21 protein-coding genes and 1 tRNA gene are annotated in these 19,844 nt (G+C 66.5%); 7 read left to right on the top strand and 15 right to left on the bottom strand.

All coding sequences use genetic code 11. The features are described 5' to 3' along the window. Nucleotides 1-83: 83 nt before the first annotated feature. The 6 genes from rpmE to H587_RS0100500 all read right to left on the bottom strand — a co-directional run bounded on the left by rpmE (nucleotide 84) and on the right by H587_RS0100500 (nucleotide 4,639). Nucleotides 84-311 carry a 50S ribosomal protein L31 gene (gene rpmE / locus H587_RS0100525; protein WP_027174579.1) on the bottom strand — a complete coding sequence of 76 codons (228 nt, stop codon included), beginning with the start codon at nucleotides 309-311 and terminating at the stop codon, nucleotides 84-86. 154 nt (nucleotides 312-465) lie between these two features. Next, nucleotides 466-783: a TusE/DsrC/DsvC family sulfur relay protein gene (locus H587_RS0100520; RefSeq protein ID WP_027174578.1), complete on the bottom strand. Its 318-nt coding sequence runs from the start codon at nucleotides 781-783 to the stop codon at nucleotides 466-468. Between the two features lie 223 nt (nucleotides 784-1,006). Further along, nucleotides 1,007-2,734, bottom strand: coding sequence for a YcaO-like family protein (locus H587_RS0100515; RefSeq protein WP_027174577.1), 1,728 nt, complete (start codon nucleotides 2,732-2,734; stop codon nucleotides 1,007-1,009). Then, nucleotides 2,731-3,447 carry a class I SAM-dependent methyltransferase gene (locus H587_RS0100510; RefSeq protein WP_027174576.1) on the bottom strand — a complete coding sequence of 239 codons (717 nt, stop codon included), beginning with the start codon at nucleotides 3,445-3,447 and terminating at the stop codon, nucleotides 2,731-2,733. The genes H587_RS0100515 and H587_RS0100510 overlap by 4 nt, the downstream gene beginning before the upstream one ends. A gap of 56 nt (nucleotides 3,448-3,503) precedes the next feature. After that, a complete protein-coding gene (locus H587_RS0100505; protein WP_027174575.1) occupies nucleotides 3,504-4,241 on the bottom strand; it encodes a hypothetical protein in 738 nt (245 codons plus the stop codon). Then, nucleotides 4,241-4,639: a response regulator gene (locus tag H587_RS0100500; protein WP_027174574.1), complete on the bottom strand. Its 399-nt coding sequence runs from the start codon at nucleotides 4,637-4,639 to the stop codon at nucleotides 4,241-4,243. The genes H587_RS0100505 and H587_RS0100500 overlap by 1 nt, the downstream gene beginning before the upstream one ends. A 127-nt stretch (nucleotides 4,640-4,766) precedes the next feature. Here H587_RS0100500 and H587_RS0100495 point away from each other — a divergent pair, with 127 nt between their 5' ends. The 3 genes from H587_RS0100495 to H587_RS16760 all read left to right on the top strand — a co-directional run bounded on the left by H587_RS0100495 (nucleotide 4,767) and on the right by H587_RS16760 (nucleotide 6,851). Further along, nucleotides 4,767-5,072, top strand: a complete 306-nt coding sequence (locus tag H587_RS0100495) for a hypothetical protein (RefSeq protein ID WP_051202346.1) — start codon at nucleotides 4,767-4,769, stop codon at nucleotides 5,070-5,072. Further along, nucleotides 5,069-5,848, top strand: coding sequence for an HD domain-containing protein (locus H587_RS0100490; protein ID WP_051202345.1), 780 nt, complete (start codon nucleotides 5,069-5,071; stop codon nucleotides 5,846-5,848). The genes H587_RS0100495 and H587_RS0100490 overlap by 4 nt, the downstream gene beginning before the upstream one ends. A gap of 61 nt (nucleotides 5,849-5,909) precedes the next feature. Continuing rightward, nucleotides 5,910-6,851, top strand: a complete 942-nt coding sequence (locus H587_RS16760; protein ID WP_051202344.1) for an NAD(P)/FAD-dependent oxidoreductase — start codon at nucleotides 5,910-5,912, stop codon at nucleotides 6,849-6,851. 83 nt (nucleotides 6,852-6,934) lie between these two features. Here the strand turns inward: H587_RS16760 and H587_RS0100480 are convergent, their stop codons facing one another. From H587_RS0100480 to H587_RS16745, 8 genes are all read right to left on the bottom strand, one after another. Then, nucleotides 6,935-7,540 carry an FmdE family protein gene (locus H587_RS0100480; protein ID WP_027174571.1) on the bottom strand — a complete coding sequence of 202 codons (606 nt, stop codon included), beginning with the start codon at nucleotides 7,538-7,540 and terminating at the stop codon, nucleotides 6,935-6,937. Between the two features lie 2 nt (nucleotides 7,541-7,542). After that, entirely contained in the window at nucleotides 7,543-8,304 is a 762-nt protein-coding gene (locus H587_RS0100475) for an ABC transporter ATP-binding protein (RefSeq protein ID WP_027174570.1), read from the bottom strand. Next, entirely contained in the window at nucleotides 8,301-9,368 is a 1,068-nt protein-coding gene (locus H587_RS0100470) for a FecCD family ABC transporter permease (RefSeq protein WP_027174569.1), read from the bottom strand. Before H587_RS0100470 ends, H587_RS0100475 begins: the two co-directional genes overlap by 4 nt. Before the next feature lie 2 nt (nucleotides 9,369-9,370). Continuing rightward, nucleotides 9,371-10,468: an iron ABC transporter substrate-binding protein gene (locus H587_RS0100465; RefSeq protein ID WP_027174568.1), complete on the bottom strand. Its 1,098-nt coding sequence runs from the start codon at nucleotides 10,466-10,468 to the stop codon at nucleotides 9,371-9,373. Nucleotides 10,469-10,665: 197 nt separating this feature from the next. Further along, the gene (locus H587_RS16755; RefSeq protein WP_051202343.1) at nucleotides 10,666-12,033 is read right to left on the bottom strand and encodes a Ni/Fe hydrogenase subunit alpha; all 1,368 of its coding nucleotides are present in this window, start codon (nucleotides 12,031-12,033) and stop codon (nucleotides 10,666-10,668) included. A gap of 18 nt (nucleotides 12,034-12,051) precedes the next feature. Beyond that, nucleotides 12,052-12,795, bottom strand: a complete 744-nt coding sequence (locus tag H587_RS16750; RefSeq protein WP_034608377.1) for an NADH-quinone oxidoreductase subunit B family protein — start codon at nucleotides 12,793-12,795, stop codon at nucleotides 12,052-12,054. A 13-nt stretch (nucleotides 12,796-12,808) separates the two neighbouring features. Continuing rightward, a complete protein-coding gene (locus tag H587_RS0100450) occupies nucleotides 12,809-13,639 on the bottom strand; it encodes an FAD/NAD(P)-binding protein (protein ID WP_027174567.1) in 831 nt (276 codons plus the stop codon). After that, nucleotides 13,629-14,678, bottom strand: a complete 1,050-nt coding sequence (locus tag H587_RS16745) for a 4Fe-4S dicluster domain-containing protein (RefSeq protein ID WP_051202342.1) — start codon at nucleotides 14,676-14,678, stop codon at nucleotides 13,629-13,631. The genes H587_RS0100450 and H587_RS16745 overlap by 11 nt, the downstream gene beginning before the upstream one ends. Before the next feature lie 173 nt (nucleotides 14,679-14,851). Between H587_RS16745 and H587_RS0100440 the strand changes: the two genes are divergently transcribed. The 4 genes from H587_RS0100440 to rfbD all read left to right on the top strand — a co-directional run bounded on the left by H587_RS0100440 (nucleotide 14,852) and on the right by rfbD (nucleotide 17,392). After that, a tRNA-Val gene (locus H587_RS0100440) sits at nucleotides 14,852-14,927 on the top strand. Between the two features lie 50 nt (nucleotides 14,928-14,977). Next, nucleotides 14,978-15,430 carry a tRNA (cytidine(34)-2'-O)-methyltransferase gene (locus H587_RS0100435; protein ID WP_027174566.1) on the top strand — a complete coding sequence of 151 codons (453 nt, stop codon included), beginning with the start codon at nucleotides 14,978-14,980 and terminating at the stop codon, nucleotides 15,428-15,430. A gap of 61 nt (nucleotides 15,431-15,491) precedes the next feature. Continuing rightward, nucleotides 15,492-16,523 (top strand): dTDP-glucose 4,6-dehydratase, encoded by a 1,032-nt coding sequence (gene rfbB, locus H587_RS0100430; RefSeq protein WP_027174565.1) that lies wholly within the window; start codon nucleotides 15,492-15,494, stop codon nucleotides 16,521-16,523. Nucleotides 16,524-16,528: 5 nt separating this feature from the next. After that, the gene (gene rfbD, locus H587_RS0100425; protein WP_034608417.1) at nucleotides 16,529-17,392 is read left to right on the top strand and encodes a dTDP-4-dehydrorhamnose reductase; all 864 of its coding nucleotides are present in this window, start codon (nucleotides 16,529-16,531) and stop codon (nucleotides 17,390-17,392) included. A 3-nt stretch (nucleotides 17,393-17,395) separates the two neighbouring features. On the opposite strand, the gene H587_RS16740 is transcribed toward rfbD, so the two are convergent. After that, nucleotides 17,396-19,840, bottom strand: coding sequence for a SulP family inorganic anion transporter (locus tag H587_RS16740; RefSeq protein ID WP_156904406.1), 2,445 nt, complete (start codon nucleotides 19,838-19,840; stop codon nucleotides 17,396-17,398). Nucleotides 19,841-19,844: the final 4 nt, after the last annotated feature.

The following is a 19,844-nucleotide window of genomic DNA, read 5'->3' as shown; positions in this document are numbered from 1 at the left end:
GCAAACAAGAAAGCCCCCGGGAGAAAGTGTCCGGGAAGGACACCATCCCCCGGAGGCACATTCCCCGGACGCGCCCCAGGGGGCTATTTCCCGGCTTCGCCGGGCTCCTGGAACTTGGCGTACTTCTTGCGGAAGCGGTCGATACGACCGGCGGTGTCCACGAAACGCTGCTTGCCCGTGAAGAACGGGTGGCAATGGGAGCAGATTTCCACGTCCACGACCTGCCCCTTGGTGGACTTGGCCTCGATTTCGAAGCCGCAGTGGCAGCGGATCTTGGCTGCGTGGAGCTTGGGATGAATTTTCTCTTTCATGGCGATCTCCTGGTTCTGGATGCGCGAAGCAGATTCATATACGCATGGAACCCCGATTTGGCAAGAGGGAAAAGCCCCCTCCCCGCAGCGCCCGCCGGAAAAGAAAAACGGGGGCCGGAGCCCCCGTTTTCGGATGCACGCTCAGCGAGAAAAATCAGACGCAGCCCGTGGGCTTGGGCAGGCCGGCCATCTTGCAGGCTCCCTTGCCGGGACCGGACGGGAACAGCTCGTAAATTTCCTTGAGCTTGAAGCCCGTCACCTTGGACAGAATGCGGACCATGGGGGCGATTCCGTTCTTCTTGTAGTAGTCCTGCAGGAACTCGATGACCTTCTTGTGGTTGTCGGTCAGCTCCTTGATGCCCTCGGACTCCTTGACGTACTCCACCCACTCGGGGTTCCAGTCGTCGAAGCGCTGCAGGAAGCCGTCCTCGTCCACCTCGAATTTCTTGCCCTTGAATTCCACAACAGCCATGTGTTTTCCTCCTATAACGCGTTGGAACAGGTCTTTTTCCTCTCTCCGGGACAAAAGACCGCCCCGGAATCTACCCTATCCATCAAGCGGCAAGCCGCCGCCATTTGCCGGAAAACTTTTGCGCAGTAATTTTTTGACTGATACTCGCTTGAACAGCTTTTTGTCAACAGAACCTCACATTCAAGCGGACTTTGCGCTTTTTTTCCCAACCGGCCTTCCGAGTTCAGCCGCGCAACAATTCCTCATAATGCTTGCGCGCCCAGTCCAGGGAAGGGTCCAGTTCCAATGCGGTCCCCAGATAGTCCAGGGCCTCTTCGGCGTGCCCCAGGAACTTGTGGCACAAGCCCAGGTTGGCCAAGTCCGGGGCGGAACCGCTGTCCAGGGCCAGAGCTTCCTGGAAGTCCGTCATGGCCTCCTGGTAGCGCTTCAGTTTGAACCGCGCCACCCCGCGCAGGTTGAAGAACTCCTTGACCTCCGAATCCTGGAGTGCGGCCCGGTCCAGATGCGGGATGCTCTCCTCCCACAATCCGGCCTGAGTCATGGCGTAGGCCTGATAGAAGGCCGCCAGGGCGCGTTCCCCGGCGGCGGGCTGGATCGGCTCGGCCTCGGCGAAGCTCGCAGCCGCCTCCTGATTGCGGCCCTGGCGCAGGCGCAGCAGGCCCATGAAGAACGGCAGATAGGATGCACCCGGGCAGGTCCGGCCGAGCACGGCCAGCCCGCGTTCGGCGGCGTCGGGCGGGGCCTCCTCGGCCAGGATGCGCCCCACGAACAGACCCAGACTCCGATTCGGCGTGCGTTCCCGGAATTCGAAGCCGGGCACGAAATTGTAGTTCGTGGTCACGCCCAGGTCCGGGTGGCTCGTATCCACGCTGTAGAGGCGGTATCCCTGGTGGTCGAGCCCCCGGGCCAGGGCCTCCAGTTCCCGCAAAATGTTGCGGTTCTCCACACAGGGCAGCGAATCCAGGGGAACCAGAGGGCCCTGCTCCAGCCAGCGAATCTGTCCCAGATCGGTGAACTTGGGCAGACCCGAGGCCTCGTAGACCCGACCGGTCTGGAAATCGCCCGCCAGTTGGGCCACCTCGGTGACGGCCCGGATGGCGGCCTTGGCCGGAGAGGCGGCCGTCCCGGCGGTGAAGACGATCTCGCTCATGGCCGGAAAAGAGGCCGGGTCGTAGGCCAGGGCCGCGACGGTGGGCACGGGCATGCCCAAGGTGATGTCCTTGAGCAGGAGCACGATGCCGTTGTCCGAGAAAGCCCGGCAGAGGCGCACAAGCACCTCGTCATGAAAACTCGCCGGGTCCAGGGTGGGCAGCACGGGACGGCTGCGGTCCACCAGGGCCGAGACGTGTCGTTCCACCAGTTCGCAGGCCCCCTGGAGTATCGACTCCTCGAAGCTGTTTCCGGCGGACGACCCGTTGAACTCGTTGAGCTTCTTGAACCAGTCCAAGGGCACGGCGACCTCGTTTCCGGAGGACACATCCAGGGCCGGGTGGAAACGCCAGCGCACGATATCCATGACCGTCTCGGCCTGCTCCTGCGGCATATCCTCGCCCACGGACTGAAGAATTCTGGAAATGTCCATGAGCCCGGCCCCAAAACGGCGTTTGGCCTCGGACCAGCGCAAGGACTGAAAATGCTCGGGATCGGCCCAAAAGCTGAAATAACTGAAGCGCTCCACCAGTTCCATGAGCGCCGAGGCTTCGGCCTGCTCCGGCGAGGCGCCCTTGCCCATCTGCTTGCGCGTGGGCATGACGTCGCGCGCGGCCGCGCCGCAGACACTCAGGAACACGGGAATGCCCAGCCGGCCCGTGTCCACGCGCCGAGTCTCCTCCAGGACGCCCCGGCAACGGGCCTCCAGCAGGCCGCGCACCCGGGCCACGGTCTCGGCGGGCGAGGCGGCCTTGTCCTGGTCCTCGGTGTAAGCCTTGAAGCAATCGGTGAGCCGGATCATGACCCCGTGACCCCCAAACGATACAGAACGGTCGTGGCGGTGCCTTCCTGTCCGGCGCAGGGAACCTCCTTGCGCAAAAGGCGGTATTTCTCCCGGGCCCGCTCGAAAAAAACCCGCCCCTGGCGCGCGCCGTCCTGGGCCAGGACGACCTCGGAACCGGCCTCGCGCAGGATGTGCGCGTCCAGGAAATCCAGCAGCGGAGCGTAGACCGCGTCCTCGTACAGCACCTCGCAGCCGATGATGCTGTGGAAGCGACGGCCCAGACGATCCCGGGTGAAGTCGGCGGGGCACACCTCCACTCGGTCGGCCAGCCCGTTCTTCAGGGCGTTGATGCGGCTGAACAGGAGCGCGGCGGGCTCCTTGTCCGAGAGGGTCACGTTCGCCCCCCCCGCCGCCGCGGCCAAGCCGCACAGGCCGCAGCCGGAGCCGATCTCCAGTATTTCCGATCCGTTGGGCAGCGGATAGCGCCGCAGCATCGTGCCCAGGATCAGGGCCGAGGTCCAAATCTTGGCCCAAAGCGGCAACCGCACGGGCTCACCGGGACGTGCGCGGTTCACCAGGGTGTCCAGGTAGCGCGGCATGTCCTCGATCTGGAGAATATGCAGCCGGGCGTCGCCCAGTTGCACGTCCTCGAAACGCACCGGCCCGAACTCGGCCCGGGCGATGTCCAGCAATTCCTCCAGGGAGGCTGTACGCGGGAAGTCCTTCAGCAAGAGATCCTCCGGAACGAAACGGAATGGCCCGTGTCACGGGCGGGGGGATAATAGCCTCACTCCTCGACGGCCTCAAGGGTCCAGTGCGAGGACGGATCATCGACACGGCGGGAAAAACGCCAGAGGGCGGAGACATCATGAGGCGCGGAACGTCCCGCCCCCTCGCGCATGAGAGACTTGTAGCGCACACGCACACGCTCCAGGCCGCCGCTTGTCTCGCGCTCCACAACCTCGGCCTCCAGCAGGACGATCTCCGGCGGACCGGGCGACGGATTCACCATCCGCTTGGCGAACCACTCCACGGCTTCGGGCGTGGCGAAACCGGAAAGGTCGGCCAGATCGCCCTTGCCGAAGGAACCCTGGATGCGAACGAAGGCGGCCTTGGCTCCGGCCAGGAATTCCCGCTCCTCGGAACCGGCCGAGGCCGGGGTTGAAACCGGATTTCCTCCAGCTCCCGCCGGGGCGCTCCCGCCGGACAGGCGGGCCCAGGCCTCGCGGGCTCGGGCATGGCGCGCCTCCAGATTCTCCTCGTCCCGGAGTTGTTCGGCTTCCGGCCCTTCCGCGCGGCCTTCAGGAGGCTCTCCACCGCGCCGGAATCCGCCGTTGCGCAGAACCCGCACGAGCACCACGGCCACAAGGACCAGGACGATGATGTCCAGGATGTCCAGGCCTCCGAAGTCGCCCTGCCCGAGGAGATACGAACGGATGAAGCCCACCCCGGACAGCGCCGTTTCGGCGGCTTGGGCCGCACGCGGAAACAGGACGGCGAAAGGAATGAAAAACCGTGCGCGCATCAGAGGATGAGTCCCATGTCGCGGATCAGGTCGAGAAATTCCCGGACATTGATCGGTTTGGTCAGGTAGGCGGCCGCGCCGCCGCGGTAGTAGGCCGAAACCACGTTCTTGGGATCGTCGAGGGCCGTTATCATGATGATCTTGGCCTCATCGGCGGGCTTCACGCCCGAGGCGCTCTCCAGTTGCCTGATGGTCCGCACCGCCTGCTGCCCGTCCATGGCGGGCATCATGATGTCCATGCAGACCAGGTCGAAGGGTCTACCCTCCGCCAAGCCCTCGGCGAAGGCCGCCACGGCCTCCTCGCCGTTGGTCACGGACATTCCCTCCGCATAGGGAGCGAGAATGTTTTCCAAAAGCCTGCGGCTGGTGAACTCGTCCTCGACGATGAGCGCTCTCATGCCTGTCTCCCGCGTCTTTCATCATTTCTACCTCATTCCGGCCCGGGACTCAACACGCCCGCCCCTTGCCAGAAACCCCGCGCCTCCTTACTATGCCGCCACAACGAATCAGCCCACGGAGCGACACATGTCCATGCATCTTCCCCTGGCCTCTCTCGGCCAAGGCCCATTCTGGGACACTTGGCCCTTCACGCCCGGCTATGGGGACTTCTCCTCCACCCTGGCCAAATTCGCCCTGGTGGCCGTGATCCTGGGCCTGATCCTGCTCTTCCTGCGCCTGCTCTACGGGCCCAAGGGAATCTTCCGGGACAAGGAACTGGACCGCGAGGCCGAGGAACTCCGCCGCAAGGAACTGGAGGAGATCGAGAGGGCCCGCGCCGCCGGTGAAATCTCGGAACTGGATTACATCTATCGCAAAAAGAGGCTGCGGTGAGCAACGGTCCGGACGTCGAAGCCCTGATCGAACGCTTCCTGAACTACGCCGCCGGGTTCAAAAACGGCGACGCCGACCACGACTACCACATTCGTCTCAAGGCCGAGCATTCCCTGCGCGTCTTGGAACTGGCCCGGACCATCGCCCGCGAAGAGCGACTGGAGTCCGGGACGGCCCGCCTGCTGGAGATCGCCGCCCTGTTCCACGACGCGGGCCGCTTCGAGCAGTTCGCCCGCCACCACACCTTCAACGACCGCCAGTCATGCAACCACGCCCGCATGGGCATCACGGTCCTGCTTCGCGACGGACTGCTGGGCGGCCTGGACCCGGCCACGCGCCGGGTGGCCCTCGGCGCGGTCTTCCTGCACAACGTCCGGGCCCTGCCGCCGCGCCTGCCCGAGCCCCTGGGGGCCGTGACCCGGGGGGTGCGTGACGCCGACAAGCTGGACATCTATCCGGTCATGCTCTCCCACCTGGACGGCGACAAGCCCCTGGACCCTGTGGTCTGCCTGGGGGTGGCGCGCGACCCCGACCGCTATTCGGAAGCCATCATCGGCCAACTGGAGCGCGGCAGGCTGGCCAACTACGCCGACATGCGCTTCTCCAACGACTTCCGCCTCCTGCTCCTGGGTTGGGTCTTCGACCTGAACTACGCGACCGCGCGGCGTATTCTGGACCAAAGCGGCCACCTGTCGCGGATTTTCGGGGAGCTGCCCCGGGACGAGCGCATGCTGACGCTCAGGAAACGGATCGAAGAGCAGGTGCGCCGTCCCTGACCCCCCCTTGCCAGACGCGGCATCCCGCCTATTATTGAAGGCAGCATGCAAAGGAGGCGTCATGCCCGATCATCCGCTGTACGACGTGGTCATCCTGGGTTGCGGCCCGGCCGGTCTGCAGGCCGCCATCCACGCGGCCCGCAAAAAGGCGTCCGTGCTCCTGCTGGGGCGCATGGACAAAAGCAGCCTGTACTGGGCCCACGTGGAAAATCTCTGTTGCCAGTTCAAGGTCACGGGCGAGGAGATGTTGCGCGTGGGCCGTGAACAGGCCCTGGGCTTCGGAGCCGAAATCGTGGGCGAGGACGCCCTGCGTATCGAACAGAAGGGGCGCTTTTTCGAGCTGGCCACCGAGGGCGGCCGGAACGTTGTCGCCCGCACGCTGGTCATCGCCACCGGCACCACCCGCAACAAGCTCGGCGTCCCCGGCGAGAAGGAACTCCTGGGCCGGGGCGTGAGTTATTGCGTGGAATGTGACGGCGGCTTCTTCAGGGGCGAGGACGTGGCCGTCATCGGCGGCCAGAGCGCGGCGGCCGGAGGGGCGCTGACTCTCACGCACATGGCCAAAAGCGTCCACCTGGTCTGCGAGAAGCTGGACGTGGCCGAGGCCCTGCGCGCCCAGATCCTGGAACGCGGCGTGATCCTGCACGAGGGCGTCAAACCGCTGGAGATCGTGGGAACGAACGCGGTGGAGGCCTTGACGCTTTCCGACGGCTCCCGCCTGGCCGTGGCCGGGGTGTTCATCGAGCTGGGAGCCAAGGGCGTGCTTGAGCTGGCCGCCACCCTGGGCCTGAACCTGGACGAGAGCATGAAATACGTGGACACGGACAAGCGCATGCGCACCAACGTGCCCGGCGTATTCGCGGCCGGTGACATCGCCGGGCCGCCGCTGCAGATCGCCAAGGCCATCGGCGAGGGCTGCGTGGCCGGTCTGGAGGCCGCGACCTACGCCAAGAAGATCAAGGAAGCCCAGGAACCCGGCGACGAGGAAGAGGACGAACTGTAGCCCGCCTCCCGCGCGACGAAAAACAGGCCCCGGCGAAGACTCACCGGGGCCTGTTTTTTTCATGCCGGGCGCGACCGATGGTTTCAGATTTTCTGCTCCACGGCCTCGAAACAGGAGATGCAGAGAGTCTGGCCGTCGAAACGCCGCGTCCGCGACTCCATGGTCATCTCGCCGCAGGAGTCGCAGGCCAGGCTGCGCAGCACCCGAGCCGGGCGCGGCGGCCGCTCGGGCAACGGCGTGATCGTGAACATCTCCTCCAACTCCAAATCCAGAAAGCGTCGCCGCAGTTCCTCGCGCAAGACGCGGGCCCGGACCTCCTCCTCGGGCGTGGCCGCGCCGTCGCTCTGCTTGCGGAAAAGCGCCCCCATCTCCTCGTCCATGCCGCCACGCGCCTCGGGACGCAGCACGGCCCGGAAGCCGCCCGCGCCCCGCCGATAAAAGGAAAAGGCCATCTTGCCCAGGTCGCGATGGATGAGATTGCCCTTGCCGTAGGTGCAGCCGGTGAGCACCTGGATGGCGTCCACGCCGCACATGTCCGTCTCGGACACGGCGACCAGGTCCGGGCCGGGGCCGCCCAGCTCGCGCAAGGCCAGCTCGGCCGCGCGGATGCCGATGGTCAGTCCGGGGCACTCGTGGCCGTGAAACACCGCGACCTTCCGCAACAATTCCAGGGAAAAGGCGCAAGGCATGATCAGACCTCGCTTCTGGGCAGCACCAGGGGGTGGTCGTCGACACGATGCACGGTCACGGGCAGGCCGTAGACCTCCCGCACCGTGTCGGCCTCGATCTCGCCGGGGCTGCAAGCGGCGAAGACCCGACCGTCCTTGAGGAACAGCAGCTTGTGGGCGAAACGCAGGGCCGTGTTCAGGTCGTGCATGGTCATGACCACGGCCATGCCGTGCTCCACCGCCACGTGCCGGATGAGGCGCAGGATGTCCTCCTGGTTGCGCATGTCCAGGGCGCTGGTGGGCTCGTCGAAGAGCAGCAGGCGGGGTTCCTGGACCAGGGCCCGGGCGATGGCCACCTTCTGCAATTCTCCGCCGGAGAGCTGGTCCAGGTGGCGCAGTTGCAGATGCCCGAGGCGCAGATGGCGGATGGCCGACTCCACGATGCGCAGATCCTTGTCCGCGGCGCGCCAACGGATATGCGGCCGACGTCCCAGAAGCACGGCGTCGAACACGGTCAAGCGCGGGGCCTCGCCGCGCTGGGGCACGTAGCCCACGGCCCGGGCCACGGCGTCCGGCGACAGGCGCAACACGTCCTCGCCCTCCACCAGCACCGCCCCCCGGCTGGGCCGGTGGATGGCGTTGATGCATTTGAGCAGCGTGGTCTTGCCCACGCCGTTGGGCCCGAGCACGGCCAGAACCTCGCCCGGACCAACGCCGAGGCGCACGTCCCGCAACACGGGGCGGCCGTTGTAGGAAAAACTCACTCCGGCCACATCCAGAATCACGACCGCCTCCTCAGAATGAGCAGGAAAAAGACCGGCGCGCCGAGAAAGGCCGTGAGCACGGACACGGGCAGCACGTGCGGGGCCAGGATCAGACGCGCTGCGGTGTCCGCGGCCAGCAGAAGCAGGGCTCCGGCCGCCGCCGAGGCGGGCAGCAGGAAGCGGTGGTCCGAGCCGATGACCCGGCGGACCATGTGCGGCGTGACCAGCCCCACGAAGCCGATGACGCCCAGGAAGGCGATGATCACCGCCGTCACCAGGGTGGCGGCCAGCATGCCCCAGAGGCGCACGCGTCCGACGCGCACTCCGAGGCTCCGGGCCGTCTCGTCGCCCGCGTCCACGGCGTTGTAGTTCCAGGCGTTGGCGGTGAAATAGATCAGCGCGAACAGCGCGGCCACAGCCAGCACTCCCACCTGGGTCCAGTCGGCCCGGGCCGTGTCGCCGAAGGTCCAGAAGACCATGGCCGCCAACTGCACATCGTCGGCGAAATATTGCAGAAACATGGTTCCGGCCGTGAACAGCGCGCCCAGGGCCACGCCGCCGAGGATCATGACCTCGGGCGTGGAGCCGCGCCGCCGCGCCAGGGCCACCACAACCAGGGCGGCGGACAGGCTGCACAGGAAGGCCGAGGCCACGATGACGCCGGGCCGACTCAGGGCCACGGCCCCGCCCGTGACGGCGGTCAGCCGCCCGTCTCCCAGAAACAGTACGGCCAGGGCCGCGCCGAAGGCCGCCGCGTGGGAGATGCCCAGGGTGAACGGCGACCCCAGGGGGTTGCGCAGGATGGACTGCATGGCCGCCCCGCTCAGGGCCAAGCCGGCCCCGGCGGCCAGGGAGGCCAGGGCCTGGGGCAGACGAATGTTCCAGAGGATGACCCGGGCCCGCTCGGAATCGGCCGCGCCAGCCAGGGTTCTGAGCACCGCCGCCAGGGAAAGGTCCGCCGCCCCGAGCCCCAGTGACAGGGCCAGAGCGCAGGCGGTCGCCAAGGTCAGGGCGAGAATGAGCAGCGCCTTGCGCCCCACATAGCGGGCGTAATCGCCGGGGATTTGCCCGTCCGCGAAGTGCATGATCAGCGCAGGGGAACCGGCTTGAAGGCCATTCCGCCGAAGCGGCGGTTCATCTCCTCGAACACGGGCTTGCCCACGAGGAAGGAATAGATCGCGTCAGCCTCGACCGCCGGGTCCACGTCCTGGAAGCGCTCGGGCTGGAGCACCTTGCCCACGTAGTAGGCGTCGGCCAGGATGGAGCCGTAGTTCTGGGAATACCAGTTGTAGGGCAGCAGGCCGTAGACCCTGCCGGTCTTCACAGCGTCCAGGGTCTGGTAGGCCGGGTCAGTCTTCAACTCGTGCAGACCGCCCGCGTCCTCGCCCAGTTGCAGGGTGGCCAAGTCGAGGAAGAGCGCGTCGGGATTCCACTCCACGATCTTCTCCTTGGCCACCACGGTCTGCCCCGGCGTCAACGCGCCCTCGGCGGCGACGTTGCGCGCGTTCAGGAAGAGGAACGGCGGGTAGCCCGGCTCGGTGGAATGAAATCCCTGCGGCCCCTTGTAGGCCACGCCGCCGACATAGACCCGGGGCTTCGCGGAATCCGGCATTCCGGCCACCCTCCGGCCCAGTTCCTCGATGCGCGCATCGAAGAAATGGATCACGGCCTCGGCCCGTTCCGCACGATCCGTCACCTGGGCCACGAGCCGCAGGGCGGCATAGAATTCCGGCCGTTTCCGGCCCAGGTCGCCATAGCGCAACACAACCACCGGGATGCCGGTCTTGCGCTCCAGATCCACGGGGTTCGTGCCCATCTCCGGGTTGACCTTGAGAATCACCTGGGGTTGCACCGCCAGGGAGAGGATGCGCTCGGGGTTGTCCTCGCCCCGGAACTGCCCGAACACCGGCAGGTCGCGGAAACCGGGATTGGCGATGGCATAGGGCCGGGCATCGAACTGGTTGCGCTTGCCCTCGATGTCGTCCACGGCCACGGCCAGGTTCTGGGCCTGGAGATAGGTCAGCAGCCGAAGGCAGCCGGAACCTGAACAAATGACCCGCTCCACCTTGGCCGGGATGGTCACCTGGCGGCCCAGGGCGTCGGTGACCACGCGGGTCTCCCCGGCCAGGGCCGGAACCGCGCCGAGCAGGACGGCGGAGCACAAAAGAAACAGGCGGCGAATCATGGCGGCCTCCAGACTGCGCATCATGTTTCAAAAATTGTCTGACGAGATGATGATCAATCTATTTTCAGTAACACGGCATAGGTACATATTCCACTTCGGCGCGTCAACAGGATTCGGCCGTCGACGCGGCTTCCCATCCGCGCGGCGAAAAAAAAGACCCCGCCGGGGCGGGGTCTCAGATGCGGAACTGAGGGGTTCTACTTGCGCACGAAGCGCACGAGCTTCTTCTCCTGCCCCGGCCGCAGGTCCAGGGTGTGGGTGGAGCACGAAATGCAGGGATCGTAGGCCCGCACGAGCATGGACAGGATGAGCTCGATCTCGGCCTCGGACTTGTCGGCCAGGGTCGGGACCAGGGCCTCCATGTCCTTCTGGATGTTGGCGTGGTTCTGGTTCGTGGGGATGACGCAATCGGCCTGGAAGACGCGGCCGTTGGCGTCGTACTCGTAGGCGTGGAAGAGGATGCCCCGGGGCACCTCCACCGCGCCCGCGCCCTTGCCCGCCTTGACCCGGATGGGCGGCAGGGCCTCCTCGCGCGGGCCGCGCGCCAGGAGCTTGTCGATGAGGGCCACGGAGTCCTCCACCGAATGAACACACTCCACTAGCTGGGCCACGGTGTTCATGAACGGGTTGGCGCAGCCCTGCTTGAGCCCGAGCTTGGCGGCGGCGGCCGTCGCGCCGGGGGTGAGCTTCGCGGCGTTCAGGTTGAAGCGCGCCAGGGCCCCGACCATGTAGGATTCGTCCACGTTCTTGCTCCACTTGGCCGTGGACTGCGGCACACAGTATTCCCGAGTCACGCTCTTGTAGTCGCGCACGGGGTGGCGCTCATCCTGACTGGAACCGACTTCGCCCCAGTACAGGGCGTAGTCCGTGGGCGAAACCAGCGCGATGTACTCGGTCTTGCGCTCGAAGGCCGGAATCTTGTCCGCCAACGAGGCCACCAGGTCCACGGCGAAGTCCAGGTTGGGCAGGCTCTCCACCAGAAGGGTGCGCAGGGTCATCAAATCCTGAACCGTGGGGATCTTCATCCAGCCGCCCGGGGTCATGCGCTGGGGATGGGTGGTGCGGCCGCAGATGATCCGGCAGAACTCATTGGACATGCGCCGGGCGGCCACCAGCTTGAGCAACGCGTCCTTGTGCGTCTCGGCCAGGGGGATCACGGAATCCACGCCGAGCAGGTCCGGCAAGACCAGATAGGCGATGTGCAGCAGATGGCTCTGGAGGTTCTCGCCATGCACGGCCAGGCGGCGCAGCAGAAGCGTCTGCTCCGAAACCCGGATGTCCAGGGCGTCCTCGGTGGCCTGGAGCGAGGCCAGCTGGTGCCCGATGGAGCAGATGCCGCAGATGCGCGAGGTGATGTGATGCACGTCGCGGTAGTCCCGGCCGATGAGCATGGCCTCGAAGAATCGCGGGGCCTCGGGCACCTCCCAGCGGCAGGCCGACACGCGGCCGTCCGCCTCGATCTCGACCACGATGTTGCCGTGGCCCTCGACGCGGGTCAGATAGTGAACATCCACCCGCTTTCCGGCCCCGCCCGGAGCCGCCGACTGCTGCGTCTTTTTCGCCATGACGTCCTCGCAAGCCGCCTAGAGCGTGGCGGCGGTGTCTCCCAGGTAGAAACGGAGCAGATCCTGCACGGCCCGGCGGTCCTGCCCGGCGCGGTCCAGGACGATGCGGGCCGAGTCCAGGTTGGCCCCGGGCACCAGCCCGCGGCAGCCCCAGCAATGGGCCCCTTCGGTGACGCAGCAGGCCCCGCAGCCCGCCCGGGTGATGATGCCCAGGCACATGCGGCCCATCTCGAAGCGGCAGATGTTCCCGGCCTCCTTGCACTCCACGCAGACCGGCCAGTCCGGCAGCCAGGGCGTCTTGCCCAGAAGCACTTCCTTGACCACCCGGGCGAACTCGGCCGGGTCCACGGGACAACCGGGAATTTCCGCGTCCACCTTGACCACGGACTTGAGCGGCCGGGCCGGGGCGGTCGGATACCAACGGGCGGAGGGTCCGTAGACCTCCTCGCGGTAGACGTTCTCGGCCATGAAGTTCTTCAGGCAGTTGATGCCGCCGATGCAGGCGCAGGCCCCCAGGGCCACGAGCACGCCCGCATTGGCGCGGATGCTCTTGATGCGCTCGATGTCCTCGGGCCGGGTGATGGAGCCCTCGACGAAGGCCACGTCGTAGGTCTCGGCCGAGCGCGTGGCGACCTCGCGGAAGCTGACAACCTCCACGTGGCCGAGGATGTCCAGCAGACGTTCCTCCAGGTTGGCCACCTGGAGCTGGTCGCCCTCGCAGCCCGCGAAGTCGAAGAAGGCTATTCTCGGTTTCGCCGTCATGGCCGCCTCCGGGTTAGATGGCTTCCTGGTACGCCTCGATGTCCGTGTAGCGGAACACCGGGCCGTCGATGCAGGCGTTCAGGTCGTTGATCTGGCAGTGCCCGCACTTGCCCAGGCCGCACTTCATCTTGCGTTCCAGGGAGACGTATATCTGCTCCGCCGGGATGCCGATCTTGCGGCAGTCGGCGATGACGAAGCGGTACATGATCGGCGGTCCGACCATGGCCACGAAGGTGCCCGCCGCGTCGATCTGGACCTTGGGCAGAAGCGTCGTGATCAGGCCCACGTTGCCCTGCCAGGTCTCGTCGCCCCGGTCCACGGTCTCCAGGACCTCCACGTCCCCCCGTTCGCCCAGACGCTTGATCTGCTCGGTGAAGATGCGCTCCTTGGGGTCGCGGGTGCCGATGAGCACGATGATCCGGCCGAACTCCTCACGGTGCCGGAGCTGGTAGCGCAGCAGCGAACGCAACGGGATGTAGCCCAGGCCGCCGGCCACGAAGAGCGTGTCCTTGCCCACGAACTGCTGCACGGGGAAGAAGCTCCCGTAGGGGCCGCGGATGCCGATCTTGGCCCCCGGCTCCAGGGCGTGCAGGGCCTGGGTCACGGTGCCGATCTTGCGCACGGCCAGCTCGAAGACGTTCTTCTGCTCCGGCGGGGAGCTGATGGAGAACGGCGCCTCGCCCACCCCGTAGATGGACAGGTTCACGAACTGCCCGGGCTTGTGGGCCAGGGGCTTGCCGTTGTCCTGCTCGAAGGTGAACAGGGTCACGAAGTCCGAGAGCTTCTGTTTGGCCACGAGGGTCGCCGGACGCGGCACATAGGGAGAGAAGTTCTTAATACTCATTGCCCGACTCCTCCCAAAGCTCGTTGAACACGGCCAGAGGGTTGGCGATCCCGGCCGTGCAGGCGCGGACGCAACGGCCGCAGCCCACGCAGCCCAGTTCCCCGAACTTGTCGTAGATGTATTTCCCCTTGCGGAAATAGCGGTGACGGTAACGGTCCAGGGCCTTGGGCCGGAAATTGTGGTTGCCCGCCACCCGGGCGAAGGACTCCAGCATGCAGCCGTCCCAGGCCCGGAAGCGCTCGCCCTTCTCCAGCCGGTCGTCGGCCTCTTCGCGGATGTCGAAGCAGTAGCAGGTGGGGCAGACCAGGTTGCAGGAGCCGCAGGCCAAGCACATCACCGCGTACTTGCGCCAGATGGGCGAATCCCAGCTGCGGCCCAGGATGCGCGGGGTCTCCTCCCAGTTGTACTTGAGAGAGTTGGCCCGCGTCAGCGACAACGCGCGGAGCTTGGCCCGGCGCGCGGCCTCGCGGTCGGCGGCCGTGGCCTTCATGGGCTCCCCGGCGCGGCGCAGGAGTTCCTCGCCGCGCGCCGACCCCACCTGGACCAGGAAGGAAGCCGGGCCGATCTTGGTCCAGTACAGATCGTAGCCGTGGTTCACCTTGTCCGCGCCGATGCTGCCCCAGAAGGCCGTGGGCGAGACGGTCAGCGGGTCCAGGGCCATGATCAGGGTGGCCTCCCGGCGGCGCATGTAGTTCTGGTCCGGGCTGCCGCCCTCCATGATCTGATCCAGCTGGTTCAGGGCCTTCAGATCATAAGGATGAACCCCGAAGAGAATCTGCGCCGGAGCCTCGAAGACCGGCTCCGCGGTGTACGCCGCGAGGTCGTAACGGATGAGCGTTTCGCGCGGCGGAAGGAGGTAGCGCTTGGGGGAGTTGTAGGCGACGTCATACTCCCACGCCACTTCGAGATCCTCATGCCAGGGGCGGAAATCATAAAACCCCTCGGCGGCCCGGGCCGGCACGTGGAGCGCGTACTCACGGCTCCACTGGCGGAACAACTCTGGAAGCTGCTCCTGGAAGACGGTGTAGGTCGTGGTCATGGACCCCCCTGGGCGGAATCAAACGAATAAGGAAGTACCCGCTCTTATGGGTCAACTCACGATCTTTGACAAGCCATGTTCCAAAAAGAACTTGACCCCGGCAAAAAAAGTCGACGCGTCGAAAAAAGTCCTTGCCAGCCGCCGGGAGTCTGGTTATAGAGACGTTCCCTCGTGGGCGATTAACTCAGCGGTTAGAGTGCCATCTTCACACGGTGGAAGTCCCGTGTTCAAATCACGGATCGCCCACCACGAGACCACAGCCCCGGCAAGACCGGGGCTTTTTCTTTCCCGGAGCCGCCATGCGTCTGGTCCTGTTCAACCCGGAAATTCCCCCGAACACGGGCAACGTGGCCCGACTCTGCGCAGCCATGCGGGTGCCCCTGCACCTCATCGAACCCCTGGGCTTCTCCCTGGCCGACCGCTACCTCAAGCGCGCGGGGCTGGACTACTGGCCGCACGTGGATCTGCACGTCCACCCGGATCTGGACCACTTCCTACGCGAGACGGCTCCCGCCCGCCTGGTGCTTTCCAGCGCCCGCGGCGGCGCCCCGGCCCACCGTTTCGCCTTCGAGCCCGGAGACGCCATCGTGCTCGGCCCGGAGACCACTGGCCTGCCCGGCGAGGTTCTGGCCCTGTCCGAGCATCTCGTGCGCATTCCCATCAAGGGGCAGGTGCGCAGCCTGAACATGTCCACCGCGGCGGGCATCCTGCTGCACGAAGCCCTGCGCCGAACCGGGGAGCTGGACGACTGACGGCGCGCCTTGCGCCGGGAGCGCTTTGCCGCTATTTTGCCCCATCAACAAAGGACACGACATGCGGCTTCTCGTCACCGGCGGCTGTGGCTTCATCGGCACCAACTTCATTCAGGGCGTGCTCTCCGCGCACCCGGACTGGGTCGTGGTCAACCTGGACCGATTGACCTACGCCGGAAACCGCCACAACCTCCTGGCCCTGGAGCGGGAGCAGGCCGGGCGGGCCGATCCGAACTACGTCTTCATCCACGGCGACATCGGGGACCGGGCGCTGGTTCTCTCCCTGCTGGAGGAGCATCGCCTGGAGGCGGTGGTCAACTTCGCCGCCGAATCCCACGTGGACCGCTCCATCAACGATCCAGCGCCGTTTCTGAGCACCAACGTCATGGGCGCGCAGAATCTCCTGGAATGCGCCCGGCTGCGGGGCGTCAAACGCTTCGTGCAGATCTCCACCGACGAGGTCTACGGCAGCCTCGGCGCTTACGGAACCTTCAACGAATCCACGCCGCTCTCGCCCAACTCCCCCTACTCCGCCTCCAAGGCCTCGGCCGACCTTGTCTGCCGGGCCTACCGCGAGACCTACGGCCTGCCCGTCATCATCACCCGCTGCTCGAACAATTACGGTCCCTACCAGTTCCCGGAAAAGCTCATCCCACTCATGTTCCTCAAGGCCAAGAACGGCGACCCCCTGCCGGTGTACGGCCAGGGGACCAATGTGCGCGACTGGATCTGGGTCGGGGACCACTGCAAGGGGGTGGAGCTGGCCCTGACGCGCGGCGCGCCGGGCCAAGTCTACAACTTCGGCGGCGCGGCCGAACGCGCCAACCTGGATGTGGTCCGGGCCATCCTCAAGGCTCTCGGCAAGCCGGAATCGCTCATCACCTTCGTCAAGGACCGCCCCGGCCACGACCAGCGCTACGCCATGGATTTCTCCAAGGCCGCCCGTGAACTGGGCTTCGCTCCCTCCCTGGACTTCGAAACCGGTCTGGCCCAAACTCTGGACTGGTACCGGGACAATGCCGCCTGGCTGGAATCCGTGCAGAGCGGGGCCTACCGCCGCTTCATGGACGAATGGTACGGAGAACGCGCGTGACCGCCCTGGCCGGGGCCAAGGTCGCCGTGTTCGGCGGCCGTCGGGGCATGTTGGGACAGGCACTGACGCGGGCCCTGGAGCGTTCCAAGGCCGTGGCCCTGCCCCTCTCCTCACAGGATTTCGATCCCCTGGACGCCCGGGCCCTGGAAAGCTTTCTCGACCGCCAGAAGCCGGATATGGCCTTCAACGCCGCAGCTTACACCGCAGTGGATCAGGCCGAGGACGAACCCCAGGCCGCCTACCGTCTGAACCGCGACCTGCCCGCCCTGCTCGGGCGGCTGTGCGCCGAGCGCGGCGTCCGTCTTCTGCACTTCAGCACGGACTTCGTCTTCGACGGCCGGGGTCATGAGCCGTTGCGCCCCGGCGATCCCACCGGTCCCCTCTCGGTCTACGGGGCCAGCAAGCTGGCCGGAGAGGAGGCCCTGCGCGGCCTGCCCGGCGTGACCGTGGCCCGCACGGCATGGCTCTATGGACCCGGACGGACCAACTTCGTGACCAAGATTCTCGAATTGGCCAAGACCCGTGAATCGCTCAACGTGGTCCACGACCAGGAAGGCTCGCCGACCTACACCCCGGACCTGGCCGCACTGGCCCTGGCCCTGGCGGCGTCGAAGGTCGACGGCGTCCTGCATCTGGCCAACTCCGGCCGGGCCACCTGGTGCGAACTGGCGGCCGAGGCCGTCCATCTGGCGGGCCTGCCTTGCCGAGTCCAACCCATTCCTTCCTCGGCCTGGCCCTCCAAGGCGGCGCGCCCGGCCTTTTCGGTGCTCGACACGAGCGCCTTCACCGAGGCCACGGGCGTCACGCCCCGCCCCTGGAACCAGGCCTTGCGGGATTACGTCTTCGGGGATCTGGGGCTGGGCGTCTGAGGCTCAGCGGCGCGAGAGGTCGCGCAGCTTGCGGTTGGCGTCGGAAAGATGATCGGCCAGGAGTGTGACCACGAAGCGATGCACGGCTGAGGCTAGGCGCGGCGCGCGCTCCTGAAGCGCCCGGAAGCTCTCCGTCGAAAGGCGATGCAGGACGCATGTGCGGGTGGCCACCACCGAAGCCGAGCGAGGGGCCGTGGTGTACAGGCCCATCTCGCCGAAGACCGTGCCCGGACCAAGCTTCTTCAGCCGCAGAATGCGCCCGCCCTCCAGCTCCAGTTCGACGTTCACCATGCCGGACTCGATGAAGTAGAGCGAATCGGAAAGATCGCCCTGTCGGAACACGTGTTGCCCCTTGCGGACTTCGACCCGCTTCAGCACACGCAACAGCTGCGGCACCACCTCCGGGTCCGGGAAGACCGGCCGCAGAAGATCGGCCAGGGACATCTCCGGGCCGCCGAGGGCGCCCTCCGCCTCCAGGATGCGATTCTCGCACCATTCCAGGGCATAATCCAGGTTCATGAACGCCTGAACCGGCGCGTCCTCGTCGCCGGGCCTGAGCAGACCGGCCCGTTCCAGGTGCTGGGAGACCTCCAGGGACAACTGGGCCAGCACCAGCCGGAAGCCTTGGGCGTCGGCCAAGCGGGTGAGCATGGAAAAGCCCATGTTCACCGAGGAGCCCAGGCCGGTGACCGCGCCGAAATCCAGGACCACGTAGCGCAAGGGCTCGGCGTCGCGGTCGGCCAGGCGTTGATGCACGCAACGCAGCACCCCCTGCAGCGAGCCCAGGAAGAGGAACCCGCGCAGTTCCAGGATGAGCGTCCGGCCGCCCTTTTCGCGCAGGATCGTGAGTTGGGTCTTGGCCCGATCCACGTTGCTGCGGTGGCTGTCACCGGACAGAACCCGGCCCACGGACGCGCCGCGCCCATAGCGGCTCACGGTTACGAGCATGGCCAGGACCAGTCCCACTGCCATGCCCAGGAGCAGCCCCAGCACCACGGTCACGACGAAGGTCAGCCAGAGCAGGGCGTAGTCGTCCTTGCGGGTGAACTCGCCCCGGGTGTCCAGGAGCCAGTCCTTGAGCAGGCTCAGGCCGAGATAGACGAGAAAACCGCCGGGCACGAAGCGGGCCACCAGTCCGAGCCAGGGGCCCAGGTGCAGGAACGCGGCCAGGCAGACCAAGGCGGCCACGATGCCCGCCAGGGGACCGGCGGCTCCGGCGGCCCGGTTTCCCAGGCTCCTGCCCAGGGACACCGCTCCGGGCAGACCGCCGCACACCCCGGCGGCGAGATTGCCCAGGCCCAGGATACGGAACTCCCGATCCAGATCCAGTTCACGGCCCAATGAGATTTCCAGGGCCGTGATGCGCGACATGTCGCTCATCACCAGCAAGGCCACCAGGGCCAACGCCGACGGGGCCTGGTCGAAAACAACGGTCCAGGACACGCCCGGGAGCCAATCGGAAATGAGCAGGGACATGGGCGGGATGGCCCCGGCCGGAAGAAAGCCCGAGACGTCGGCCAACCGGGCCAGGGCCGAACCCGGCCACCAGTTTCCGGCCAGACCAGCTGCCACCCCCAGACCAAGCAGAAGCAGCAGGAACAGGGAATGCCGCAAGCGGAAAAGGAGGACGAAGAGCAGACCGCCGAAAAGCATGGCCGCCGTCCAGGGCTGGCTCAGGGCGTCCGGCAGGAAGCGGGACAATCCCTCCAGGGACAATCCCCCGAGCAGTTCGGCCAGGGAAAACGGTTTGCCGGTGACGAATCCGTGGGCCCCCGCCAGGAGGAAAACGCCCACCGCCGCCAACACGCCGCCGATGATCTGCGTGGGGATGAAGCGCACCAACGCGCCGAGCCGCAGGCGACCGGCCAGCCAGCTCATGCCTCCAGCCACACAGGCGCTCAGGGCCACCGCGACGGCCGCCGTGGCGAAGACCGTTTCGGGAGGGCTTCCGGGCATGGCCCGGACCACGTCGCCCGCCATCAGGGCCAACAGGGCGCAGGCCATGGACTCGGGTCCGGCGATCGCGAAGGGTACACAACTCCGCGTGGCGTAGACCGTGCCCATGACGGCGGCCGAAATCAGGGCCATCCCCAGGGCCGACGGATAGAACGGAGCCAGGGCGGCCTGGGGGAAGACCAACCCGGCCAGGGCGAGGCAGAAAAAGACGCCGAGCAGACCGGAAACGATTCCGGCGAAAAGGTTCTTCAGCGGATTGCCCTGGAACAGTCGCGGAGCTTCCGAGGGCGGGGGCGCATCCGGGGCCAGGGTCGGGAGCGGTTGCGAGGGATCGCCGCGCGGGGTCGGCGGAGGCGGCGCATCCTGAACCAGATCGTCCAGGGAGATGGAGTCCACTTCCAGGTCCGCGGGTTTGGGCGGCGCGGCGGTGATCGTGCCGATACCGCCGCAGGAGGGGCATTTGGCGCTCCGCCCCACGAGACGCGCGGGCACCTCG

Source organism: Desulfovibrio aminophilus DSM 12254 (assembly GCF_000422565.1).
Taxonomy (GTDB): domain Bacteria; phylum Desulfobacterota; class Desulfovibrionia; order Desulfovibrionales; family Desulfovibrionaceae; genus Aminidesulfovibrio; species Aminidesulfovibrio aminophilus.
The sequence above is the reverse complement of the archived record's forward strand: the minus strand, read 5'-3'. Positions and strand labels throughout refer to the sequence as shown.

Excerpts from the sequence above, each read along its gene's own strand:
- rpmE (WP_027174579.1), bottom strand. The coding sequence starts at position 311 with ATGAAAGAGAAAATTCATCCCAAGCTCCACGCAGCCAAGATCCGCTGC.
- H587_RS0100520 (WP_027174578.1), bottom strand. The coding sequence starts at position 783 with ATGGCTGTTGTGGAATTCAAGGGCAAGAAATTCGAGGTGGACGAGGAC.
- H587_RS0100515 (WP_027174577.1), bottom strand. The coding sequence starts at position 2,734 with ATGATCCGGCTCACCGATTGCTTCAAGGCTTACACCGAGGACCAGGAC.
- H587_RS0100505 (WP_027174575.1), bottom strand. The coding sequence starts at position 4,241 with ATGCGCGCACGGTTTTTCATTCCTTTCGCCGTCCTGTTTCCGCGTGCG.
- H587_RS0100500 (WP_027174574.1), bottom strand. The coding sequence starts at position 4,639 with ATGAGAGCGCTCATCGTCGAGGACGAGTTCACCAGCCGCAGGCTTTTG.
- H587_RS0100495 (WP_051202346.1), top strand. The coding sequence starts at position 4,767 with ATGTCCATGCATCTTCCCCTGGCCTCTCTCGGCCAAGGCCCATTCTGG.
- H587_RS16760 (WP_051202344.1), top strand. The coding sequence starts at position 5,910 with ATGCCCGATCATCCGCTGTACGACGTGGTCATCCTGGGTTGCGGCCCG.
- H587_RS0100480 (WP_027174571.1), bottom strand. The coding sequence starts at position 7,540 with ATGCCTTGCGCCTTTTCCCTGGAATTGTTGCGGAAGGTCGCGGTGTTT.
- H587_RS0100470 (WP_027174569.1), bottom strand. The coding sequence starts at position 9,368 with ATGCACTTCGCGGACGGGCAAATCCCCGGCGATTACGCCCGCTATGTG.
- H587_RS0100465 (WP_027174568.1), bottom strand. The coding sequence starts at position 10,468 with ATGATTCGCCGCCTGTTTCTTTTGTGCTCCGCCGTCCTGCTCGGCGCG.
- H587_RS16755 (WP_051202343.1), bottom strand. The coding sequence starts at position 12,033 with ATGGCGAAAAAGACGCAGCAGTCGGCGGCTCCGGGCGGGGCCGGAAAG.
- H587_RS16750 (WP_034608377.1), bottom strand. The coding sequence starts at position 12,795 with ATGACGGCGAAACCGAGAATAGCCTTCTTCGACTTCGCGGGCTGCGAG.
- H587_RS0100450 (WP_027174567.1), bottom strand. The coding sequence starts at position 13,639 with ATGAGTATTAAGAACTTCTCTCCCTATGTGCCGCGTCCGGCGACCCTC.
- H587_RS16745 (WP_051202342.1), bottom strand. The coding sequence starts at position 14,678 with ATGACCACGACCTACACCGTCTTCCAGGAGCAGCTTCCAGAGTTGTTC.
- H587_RS0100435 (WP_027174566.1), top strand. The coding sequence starts at position 14,978 with ATGCGTCTGGTCCTGTTCAACCCGGAAATTCCCCCGAACACGGGCAAC.
- rfbB (WP_027174565.1), top strand. The coding sequence starts at position 15,492 with ATGCGGCTTCTCGTCACCGGCGGCTGTGGCTTCATCGGCACCAACTTC.